The sequence below is a fragment of the Robbsia sp. KACC 23696 genome, from assembly GCF_039852015.1.
In the GTDB taxonomy this organism is placed as follows: domain Bacteria; phylum Pseudomonadota; class Gammaproteobacteria; order Burkholderiales; family Burkholderiaceae; genus Robbsia.
The window spans coordinates 1,570,994-1,581,533 of the sequence record NZ_CP156627.1; the positions used below are offsets into that span (position 1 = coordinate 1,570,994).

Sequence of the window (10,540 nt, forward strand, 5' to 3'; positions counted from 1 at the left end):
TGCCTTTTAAGATGCGGCGGCTGCGGAGGCAGCCGAGGCGGTGTTCGCAGGCGCTGCGGCAGAAGCGGCGACCGGATTCACGGTATCGCCCGGACTGACGAACTGCATGCCGGACACGACGATGCGATCGCCGGGCGCCAGACCGCTCGTCACGACCCATTCGTTGTTGTCGGCGGTCCCCGACAGCTGGAGCGTGCGTTGTTCGATCTTGTTTTGCGCATCGACGATCAACGCGCTCGCATCGCCGCGCGAGTCGTGCGTCACCCCTTGCTGCGGTACGAGAATCGCGTTCTCATCGATGCCTTGCTCGACGACGGCATGGATATATTCGCCCGGCAACAGCAATTTTTCAGGATTCGGCACGATGACGCGCAGCGTGACGGTGCCGGTGGTCTGATCGACGCCGACGCCCGCGAACTGCAGCGAGCCTTCATGCGCATAGGCGGTGCCGTCTTCCAACGTGATTTTGACCTTCGCGTTTCCCTGCGCATCCGCCTTCAACGCCCCGCTCGCCAGTTTCTTACGCAAGGCGAGCACTTCGGAACTGGACTGCGTCACATCGAGATACAGCGGGTCGTAGGCGTAGATCGTCGCCATCGCCGTCGTCTGGTCCGCAGTGACCAAGGCACCAGGCGTGACGGTCGAAGCGGTGATCGTGCCGCTGATCGGCGCTTTGACACGCGTGTAATCGAGGTTGATCCGAGCGCTTTCCAAGGCCGCCTTATCGGCATCGATCGTCGCCTGATCCTGCTTGAGCGTGGCGTCTGCCGTTTCCAATGTCTGCTTGCTGATCGCGTCGATCGCCGCGAGCGACCGATCGCGCTCGGCGATCGGCTTGGCGGAAAGCAGCGCCGCCTGCGCATTTTCGAGATTTGCCTTGTCGGCGTCGTACACCGCCTGATAGGGCGCCGGATCGATTTGGTACAACACCTGACCGGCTTTTACCTCGCCACCTTCCGTGAACAGTCGCTTCTGGATAATGCCGGTGACCTGCGGCGTGACGGGCGACGTCAGATAGGCGGTCGTCCTGCCCGGCAGCGAAACGGACTGCGTATAGGGCGTATCTTTCACTGTCACGAACGAGACCGTCTGCACCTTGGGCGCAGCGGCCTTTTTGTCGTGAGAACACGCGGCCAATGTGCAGCTCAGACAGAGCGCGCTGAAACCGTAACGTAAGGAAGGGGAAAATTGCATTCGGCATGCCTCGATTCATGGGACGCTTACCACGCCCGATGATGTGATTATCCGGAGCAATTTCGCAAGAATGTAGGAAGTTCGGGGCCGCCGGTGTTGTGTTCGATTACCGATGTAACGTTGGGAGTAGAATCCCGCTCATGAATGCCGCCGATAAGCCCGTTTTCAATAAACGTCTCAGCCTCACCACGAAGCTGTTCATCGCCATGGTCGTGGTCAACATCCTGCTGATCGCAGGCATGGCCGTGGGCGCGCGGATAAGTTTCGAGCGCGGCTTTCTGGGATATCTCGCGGAAGAAGACATCAAACGACTGGACGACAGTACCGGGCCCTTGACCGCGGCGTACCGTGAGCATGGCAATTGGAACTTCGTTATCGAGAACCACCATCTCTGGCACGAGTTGATGCGTCCCTACGGGCATGCATTCCAGGTATTTTCCGACGGCGAGCGTTGGACCCCGCCGCCGCTCGCCGACATGGTGGGGGCAAGCCTGCGCTTTGCCTTGCTGGATCCGAACGGAAAATATCTGACCGGCAACGAAAAAGGCACGGCGGCGTCGCCGCGCAAACCTATCGTCGTCGATGGAAAAATCGTCGGCTGGCTGATGATCGTACCGATTCAAAACATCGCCGAAGCAGGCGATCAGCGCCTGGAGACGGCCGAGCGCGATGCCAGCTGGACCGTGGCGATCACGGCCATGGTGCTTGCCGTGGCGATCTCGCTATGGCTGGCGCGCGCCATCGCCTCGCCGTTACAACGCGTCGCGCGTGCAACGCATCGCTTGGCAAGCGGCGACTTCGCTGTCCGTGTCGCCGAAGCATCGGGTGGCGAACTCGGCCAACTCGAAGCCGACTTCAATCACCTCGCGGTAACGCTCGATCGGAACGAGAAGATGCGCGCCGCGTTGGTCGCGGACGTGTCGCATGAGCTGCGTACGCCGTTGGCCGTCATGCAGGGCGAGGTGGAAGCGCTCGAAGTGGGCGTGCGCCCCATGTCGGCCGATGCCATGCGCTCGCTGTCAGTCGAACTGGCCCGCTTGAACCGTCTGGTCGACGATCTTTACCATCTGTCGCTGTCCGATGTCGGCGCGCTTCCCTATTATTTCGGCGATGTCGATGTCGTCGAAGCGATGGATGACGTCCTCCACCTTATCAGGACCCGCCTGGACGACGCGGGCATCGCGCTGAGCACCGCTTTCCCGAACACGCCCTGTTGGATCAATGGCGACGAACGACGGCTGCAACAGGTGTTCTCGAATATCTTTCAGAACGTTCTGCGTTACGTCAACAAAGGCGCCCGGGTGCATGTTCGCATCCAGCAGGATGCCAAGCGGGTAAAGATCGATATTCAAGACAGCGGCGTCGGGGTGCCGGATGCGTCGCTGGAGGCCTTGTTCGGCCGGTTCTATCGGGTGGAAGCATCGCGCAGCCGCGCCACCGGCGGCGCCGGCCTGGGCTTGCCCATCTGCCGCAGCATCGTCGAAGCCCATCACGGCACGATCAAAGCCGCAAAAGCGCCGCAGGGCGGCCTCTGGATAGCGATCGACCTGCCACTCGCCCCGCACCTCAAGGAAGCACCGTGAGCGACACGTCCCCCGATATCGATATCCTGGTCGTCGAAGACGAACCCAAGCTCGCCCTGGTCATCGTCGATTTCCTGCGCGCCGCCGGCTATTCGACGCAATGGCTTGCAAACGGCCTCGACGTCGCGCCGAGCGTGGCGGCGCAGATGCCGCGCTTGATTATCCTGGATCTGATGCTGCCGGGACGCGACGGCCGCGATATCTGTCGCGATATCCGCGCCTACTCCGATGTGCCCATCATCATGGTGACCGCGCAAGCCGAGGAAGTGGATCGTCTGCTCGGCCTCGAAATCGGCGCCGACGACTACGTCTGCAAGCCGTTTAGCCCGCTGGAACTGGTTGCCCGCGTCAAAGCGATCCTGCGCCGCGTGCCGATCGAATCGCATCCGGACACCGGCCCCTTGCAGCTCGACGAGGCCAGCTTGAGCGCGACCTATAAAGGCGTGACCATCGAATTTACCGCGATCGAGTTCAGATTGCTGAAGACGCTGGCCAGCAAACCGGCTCGGGTGTTCTCGCGAAATGCCTTGATGCAGCAGCTCTATACCGATGGCCGGCTGGTGGAAGCACGCACCGTCGATAGCCATGTGAAGAAAATCCGCCGAAAATTCGAAGCGGCCGCGCCCAGTGAAGAAGTCGTGCAATCGGTCTACGCCGCCGGATTCCGACTGATTCTGTAACGCTATCCGACCATTTTTCCAAGCGTGTACCGAAACGCGGCGCTTTTGCACGCCACGACGCGACATCGGCGTCGATTAATGATCCGGCGTCGCTTTTGTAAGATAGGAATGTCGCGGCTATTCTAGGAAACGCATTTCTGGCGACATCTACTAGTCCTCATCGCACCCCATCACGACACCGAGGTGATAGATGACGCGTCTCCATGAACATAGCCTCATTATCGACGGTGTGAAGCGCACGTCACACCCCACGCCCGCCGTCGGCCCAGGCGTGCTGCGCAAGGTCATCGTCGCCGCGGCGATCGGCAATTTTGTCGAATGGTTCGATTTCGCCGCCTACGGCTTCCTGGCAACCGTCCTCACGCGGGTATTTTTCCCCTCCGACACGCCGTCGATCGCACTGCTCAAAGCGTTTGCCGTCTTCGCGGTGGCCTTCGCATTGCGGCCCCTCGGCGGCATCGTCTTCGGCGTGATCGGCGACCGGATCGGCCGAAAAAGAACGCTCGCCCTGACCATCCTGATGATGGCCGGCGCCACCACCTTGATCGGTATATTGCCCTCCTACGCGAGCATCGGCTTGGCGGCGCCGGCGCTGCTGACGCTGGTACGCTGCATCCAGGGCTTTTCCGCCGGCGGCGAATATGCCGGCGCCTGTGCCTACGTGATGGAGCATGCGCCCCGCACGCAACGCGGCAAATACGGCAGCTTCATTCCGGTCTCGACCTTCTTGTCTTTCGCCGTCGCCGCCACCGTCGCCTATGTCTTGAGCGCGGTGTTGACGCCGTCCCAGCTCGACGCCTGGGGTTGGCGCATTCCCTTCCTCGCCGCCGCACCGATCGGCTTTATCGGCGTCTATCTGCGCTTGAGCCTGTCGGAGACGCCAGCGTTCCAGGTGGTGGCGCAGGAACACGCGATTGCGCACTCGCCGCTGAAGGACACGTTACGGACACAAGGTGGCAAGATCATCGCCCTCAGCCTTTTCATCTCGGTCACGGCCTTGTCGTTCTATATGTTCACCACCTATCTGGCGACGTATATGCAAGTAGCCGGCGGATTGAGCCGCAATGCGGCCTTGCTGATCACGGTGATCAGCCTGGTATTCGCCGGCGCGAGCTGCCCTCTGGCAGGCTTGTTTACCGATGCGGTGGGACGACGCAAGACGATGGCCTCGGTCTGCGTCTATCTGATCGTCGCGGTCTATCCCTGCTTTGCGCTGGCAGGGTCCGGTAGCTTTGCGTCCGCCCTGCTCGGCGTGCTGATCCTGTCGATCGGCGCGGTCTTGTCCGGCGTGGTCACGGCCACCTTGCTGTCCGAGGTATTCCCGACGCGGACCCGCTATACCGCTTCGGCCATCACGTATAACGTGGCGTACACGATCTTCGGCGGTACGGCGCCGCTGGTCGCCACCTATCTGATTGGCGTGACCGGCAACAAGATGTCGCCCGCAGCCTATATGATCGCGATATCGGTGATGGGGCTGATCGGCGGCCTGACGTTGAAGGAATCGTCGAAGGTCTCCTTGCACCATACGGACGACGAACCGTATGCCAATCCGCTGGCAGGGAATGCCCCTGCAGATCTGGTGTAAGGCGCAAGCGTCGGGGCGCGTCGAAATCGATCGCGCCGCGCCTCACTGAAAGCCGAAGAGTCGCTTCGGCGTGTCCCACAAAATCTTGCGTCGGATCGCCGGATCCGGGACCACGGTTTCGAACAGCGCGAGCAACGGCGCATAATCGAGACGTTCCGGCGCACGCAAAAAAGGCCAGTCCGAGCCCCATACGCAAGCATCCGCGCCGAACGCGGCGATCAGCGCCTTCGCATAGATCTGCGCATCGGCATAGGGAAAGGCTTGTTCCGACACCTTCTGCAAGCCGGAAATCTTCACCACGGTGCGGCCGTTATCGGCCAGCGCCAGCAACGCTTCGAAGCCCGGCTGGCCGATACCCTTGCCGGGAACCGGTCGCCCGCAATGATCGATCAAGATCCGTACCCGGGTCTGGTCGATCAAGTCGGTCAATGCCAGCAACTGGTCCTCGACCACCTGGATTTGCGCGAACATATCGAGGTCGGCCAACAAATCGAACAAGGGGCCGGCTTCACGCAATTTTGCGACGCCTTCCATGGCCGGATTGAACGCCACTCCGACGACGCCGGCTTCCTTGAGTCCGCGCAGCGCGGCACGATCGATATCGTCTTCTACCACCGCGATGCCTTTGAAGCGACCGTTCCCCTGCGCGATCGCATCGAGCATACAGGCATTATCGGTGCGATAGCCGCTGGTCGGGCCCACGAGCAAGGCGTGCTGCACGCCGGACGCCTCGAGCACCCTGGTGAACTGCGCCGCCGTGCCGAGCTCCTGACCCGAGGGGCGATACGCGGTGTCGGCCCGGTAGGGAAATCGCACCGGATCGAACACGTGATTGTGGCAATCGATCTTGTTTTCTTCGAAGATACCCATCGATGTCGTTCGCCTTTACGGCGATCTCCAATCCCAAAATAGCAATGCAGGCAGCGGGCCGTCCCCAGCGCCCGCGACCCGTGACGTCGCTCGATTGTACTGCGCACCGACGCCATCGACAGCCCCCGCACCGGCGCCTCGCGAATTTCGGGAAAGGCCATCGCATCGATGACTTTCTGCTATCGTTAGCACTTTACATTTCTTTCGCAGCCCGCACGGTTCGCGTTATGATCCGGCGCCTCGCGAACAGGCGTATCTCAGCACGTCTTGCAGCACATCGTTACTTTTCGCCCTATGGCATCTCGGCGCCCTCGATCTGGCGGGCGCCCTTCAGGAGTCTGGCCTTGACCGTTGTCCATACGACGCCCGGCGCCCGGATCGGGATCGACGTCGGCGGTACCTTCACGGACTTCGTCCTGTTCGACGCGAACACGGCCCGCTTCGCGTTCCATAAGCAGCCCAGTACCCCGTCCGACCCGGCGCTCGCCGTCCAGCTCGGATTGACCGCCTTGCTCGAGAAATGCGCACTCCGGGCGCAGGACGTCGACGCCCTGCTGCATGGCACGACGATCGGCCTCAATGCCATCATCCAGCGGCGCGGCGCCCGTGTCGGCCTGGTGGTCACGGAAGGTTTTCGAGATATCTTGGAAATCGGTCGCGCGCGGATGCCTTCGTCGTTCGACTTTCACGCCACGCGCGAAGCGCCGTTCCTGACCCGGGATCGCGTGATCGAAATGCCGGCGCGATTCAACCGGGACGGTCAACGCACGCAGTGGCCCGACGCGGCCGCGCTGGACGAGGTTGCCGAGGCGATCGCCGCGCTGGATGTCGATGCCACCGTCGTCATGCTGATCAACGGCTATGCCGCTCCCGACGAGGAAGGTGCATTGACCGACAGCCTGCAGACGCGTATCCCCGACGTCAAACTGCTGAGTGCGGCGCGTACCTGGCCTGAGATCCGCGAATACGAGCGCACCTTGGTCGCGACGTTGAACGCGTATATCCAGCCGTTGATGGCACGCTATTTCACGCGCCTGACCGCGCTGATGACGGAGATCGGCCTGGATGCGCCGATCCTCGTGACGGCGTCGAACGGCGGTTCCTTATCGTTGCAATCGGCATTGGAACGCCCCATCGACACCGTGCTGTCGGGACCGGCCGGTGGCGTGGTAGCAGCCGCACGGCTGTCGCGCGAAACCGGCATGCCGCAACTGGTCACGTTCGACATGGGCGGCACCAGCAGCGATATCGCCGTATGCGTCGATGGCCAGGCCGAAATCGCCACGCGGACCGAGATCGGTGGCCTGCCGCTGGTGCTGCCGGTGGTCGGCGTGTCCGCGATCGGCGCCGGCGGCGGTTCGGTAGTCTGGGTCGACGAACAGGGCGTCATCAAGGTCGGGCCGCTAAGCGCCGGTGCAAACCCGGGCCCCGCTGCCTATGCCCGTGGCGGCGAAGACGCGACTGTCACGGACTGCTATCTCGCGACCGGTGTCCTCGATGCGAAAGCCTTCCTTGGCGGCGACATGCCGCTCGATGCCTCGCTCGCCGACGCCGCGCTGCAACGCGTCGCGACGGCACTGGACATGACCGGTGACGATATCGCCGCGCGTGCCGCAAGCGGCGCGTTGGCGGTGACGACGGCGCAGATGGCATCCGAACTGCGCAAGAGCCTGGCGCAACGCGGCCTCGATCCGTCCGGTTTTGCCCTGGTACCGTTCGGTGGCGCGGGCCCCACGCATGCCAACTGGCTTGCCGAAGACGCCGGGCTATCCCATATTGTGGTACCAGCGATTCCCGGCACGTTCTGCGCGCTGGGAGCCGTCAGCGCCGACCTGCGGCGCGACTTCGTCCGCAGCCTGCGCGTTCCTTTGAACGCAGCAGCCGCGCAGACGCTCGATGCGCTGTGGCAGGAGATGGAGACCGGCGCGCGCGCCTGGCTCGACGAGCAAGGTATCGAACAGACCGGCCCGGCGAGCTTGCTGGCCGCCATCGACATGCGGTACGCGGGTCAGGCCTATGAAATCAAGGTCAAACTGCCGCATCCACTGCCGCGGCCGCTGACGCCGGAAATCATCGCGGAAGCATTCCATCGGGAGCACGAACGGCTTTACGGTTTCCGCGACGGCGATGCGCCAATCGATCTGTCGACGATCCGCCTCGCCATTGTCGGCGCCACCGCCTCGCTGCCGACGCATCACGTCCCGGATGGCGGCGGACGGCCGACGCCCGAAGCGCATCGTCCCGTGTTCCTGCGTGGCGCCTGGCATCAGGCCGCCGTCTATCGCCGTGCCGCCCTGCGCGCCGGCGATGTGTTCGACGGCCCCGCGGTCGTCGCGCAGGCCGATACGACGGTGCTGGTATTGTCCGGCTGGCAGGCCCGTACCGATACGCTCGGCTATCTGCATCTCACGCGCCAAGGAGCGACCGCATGAAGCTCGACGCCATTTCGATCGAAATTCTCGGCAATAAGGTTCGCGCCATTGCCGAGGAGATGTGTCTGACGCTGCAACGCACCGGACGGACGCTCTATGTCAAGGAAACCGCCGACTTCTGCTGCGCGCTGGTCGGCCTGGACGGCACGTTCTTCGCCTATCCGCGTGGATTGGGCGTCTCGGGCTTCGTCGGGCTCGATTGCGCGACGACGATCGCCGCCGTCGGCCCCCTGCATCCCGGCGATGTCATTCTGACGAACGATCCCTATCGCTCGAAGGGGCTGGCAACGCATTTGCCGGATCTCCAAGCGATCGAACCGTATTTTCACGACGGTCGCATCGTTGCCTATGGCTGGGGGTTTCTGCACTCGTCGGATGTCGGCGGCAAGGTACCGAGCAGCATCTCGCCGACGAACCGCGATATTTTTCAGGAAGGCTTGCAGATCCCGCCCGTCAAGATCGTGCGCGGCGGCGTCTACAACGAGGACGTGCTGACGCTGTTTCGCGCCAACAGCCGGACGCCGGATGCGAATATGGGCGACTTGAAAGCGCTGCTCGCCGCCTTGGCGACGGGACGCGAACGCGTCGCGCAGATCGTCGCACAGCATGGCGAAGCCGATTTCGTGCAGTCGCAAGAGGACCTGCTCGACTATGCCGCCCGCCGCGCCGAAGCGGTGCTCCGCCGCGTCCCGGCAGGCACCTATCGCTTCAGCGACTTCCTCGATGACGAAGCCGGCAGCGGCCTGCCCGTGCGCATCGCGCTGGCGGTGACGCTGAACGATGGTCGGATCACGCTCGACTTCACCGGCACCGATCCGCAGGTCGCCGCGGCGATCAATATTCCGAGCCATGGTCAGGCGCACGCCTGGCTGACGCTACGCATCCTCGCGCTGATCGCGACGCTCGACAAAACCGTGCCGATCAACGCCGGCCTGCTGCGTCCGGTCTCCGTCGTGGCACCGGCGGGCACATTGGTGAATCCCTTGCCCGGCGCCGCCGTCGGCGTGCGTCATGCGGCTGCCGTGCGCGTCAACGATGCGTTGAACGGCGTTTTGGGACAGGCGCTCCCCGATACGATGCCCGCCGCCAGTGGCGGCACGATCATCCCGGTGGTCCTGGCCGAACCGGCACGCCACGGTTATGGTCAGAACGTGCAAGTGATCGAACCGATGGTCGGCGGTACCGGTGGCCGCTTCGGTCGCGACGGTGCCGACGGACGCGATAGCAGCATCTCGAATTTATCGAACAATCCGGTTGAAACGGTGGAAGCGGAAACCGGCGTCGAGATCGTCCGCTATGGCTTGCGTCCCGATTCGGCCGGGGCCGGACGCTGGCGCGGCGGCTGCGGGCAGGAGATTCGTTTCAAGGTCCTGCACGATGACAGCTTTGTGCTCGCGCGCGGGATGGAAAGACTGCGCTTCCGGCCCTGGGGCGCGCATGGCGGCCAACCCGGCGCCAACGCAAGGCTGATCCTGAATCCCGGACGTGTTGATGCGCAGGAACTGGGCAAGATCGATCTGCTGCCCGTGGCGGCCGGCGACGAGATCGCCATCTTGACGCCCGGCGGCGGCGGCTGGGGCGACCCGTTCGAGCGGGATGCGGCGGCCGTTCTCGACGATGTGCAACGTGGCCTGCTATCGCCGGACCTCGCCCGCCAGCAATACGGCGTCGTCATCGAGGGCAACGGCACGGCATCGCGCGTCGCGCAAGCGGCAACCGATACGCTACGCGCTGCACGCGCCGCCAATCCTTCCGCGCGTGCGGGACAAGGCACGGGCTTCGGCGCCGAACGCGAAGCATGGAATGCGGTGTTCCCGCCCGAACAGTTGGATCGACTGTCGACGGCGCTGTTCGCTCTGCCGCACGCGGCACGGGCGCGTCGCCGCGTGGCTGTTTATGCCGCGGCGATGGCAGGACTGCCTACCGAATTCCCTCGTGCGCAGACGGCGGATGGCGTTGGCGATGCGGCGACGGACACTTCGGCAAGCGCACACGCGTTGGACTCTGCCGTCCTGCGCGAGGCGGCCGACCGATTCATCCACGCGATAGACGCCTTGGCCAACAGCGTCCCAGCTGCTTGATGACGGCACCGACAGGACGGACGACATGGGGACGGCACGGCCGTTCGTGCACACTGTATTTCAAGACCCGGCTTGGCCTACGCTGCCAGGAAAATAACAAGGACATTGCATT

At 63.4% G+C, this 10,540-nt stretch carries 7 protein-coding genes; 5 read left to right on the plus strand and 2 right to left on the minus strand.

The features are described from left to right. Window positions 1-6: 6 nt before the first annotated feature. Window positions 7-1,194, minus strand: a complete 1,188-nt coding sequence (locus ABEG21_RS21355) for an efflux RND transporter periplasmic adaptor subunit (RefSeq protein WP_347557415.1) — start codon at window positions 1,192-1,194, stop codon at window positions 7-9. A 140-nt stretch (window positions 1,195-1,334) separates the two neighbouring features. On the opposite strand from ABEG21_RS21355, the gene ABEG21_RS21360 reads away from it, so the two are divergent. The 3 genes from ABEG21_RS21360 (at window position 1,335) to ABEG21_RS21370 (ending at window position 5,045) form a co-directional block, all read left to right on the plus strand. Further along, the gene (locus tag ABEG21_RS21360; protein ID WP_347557416.1) at window positions 1,335-2,777 is read left to right on the plus strand and encodes an ATP-binding protein; all 1,443 of its coding nucleotides are present in this window, start codon (window positions 1,335-1,337) and stop codon (window positions 2,775-2,777) included. Further along, window positions 2,774-3,457, plus strand: coding sequence for a response regulator (locus ABEG21_RS21365; RefSeq protein ID WP_347557418.1), 684 nt, complete (start codon window positions 2,774-2,776; stop codon window positions 3,455-3,457). The genes ABEG21_RS21360 and ABEG21_RS21365 overlap by 4 nt, the downstream gene beginning before the upstream one ends. Window positions 3,458-3,647: 190 nt before the next feature. Continuing rightward, window positions 3,648-5,045, plus strand: coding sequence for an MFS transporter (locus ABEG21_RS21370; RefSeq protein ID WP_347557419.1), 1,398 nt, complete (start codon window positions 3,648-3,650; stop codon window positions 5,043-5,045). Window positions 5,046-5,087: 42 nt separating this feature from the next. Here ABEG21_RS21370 and ABEG21_RS21375 read toward each other — a convergent pair whose 3' ends face one another. Continuing rightward, complete coding sequence (locus ABEG21_RS21375; protein ID WP_347557420.1) at window positions 5,088-5,915, minus strand: amidohydrolase family protein; 828 nt, start codon at window positions 5,913-5,915, stop codon at window positions 5,088-5,090. Window positions 5,916-6,259: 344 nt separating this feature from the next. Here ABEG21_RS21375 and ABEG21_RS21380 point away from each other — a divergent pair, with 344 nt between their 5' ends. Beyond that, entirely contained in the window at window positions 6,260-8,347 is a 2,088-nt protein-coding gene (locus ABEG21_RS21380; protein WP_347557421.1) for a hydantoinase/oxoprolinase family protein, read from the plus strand. Beyond that, entirely contained in the window at window positions 8,344-10,428 is a 2,085-nt protein-coding gene (locus ABEG21_RS21385) for a hydantoinase B/oxoprolinase family protein (protein WP_347557422.1), read from the plus strand. Before ABEG21_RS21380 ends, ABEG21_RS21385 begins: the two co-directional genes overlap by 4 nt. The last annotated feature ends 112 nt before the right edge of the window (window positions 10,429-10,540 follow it).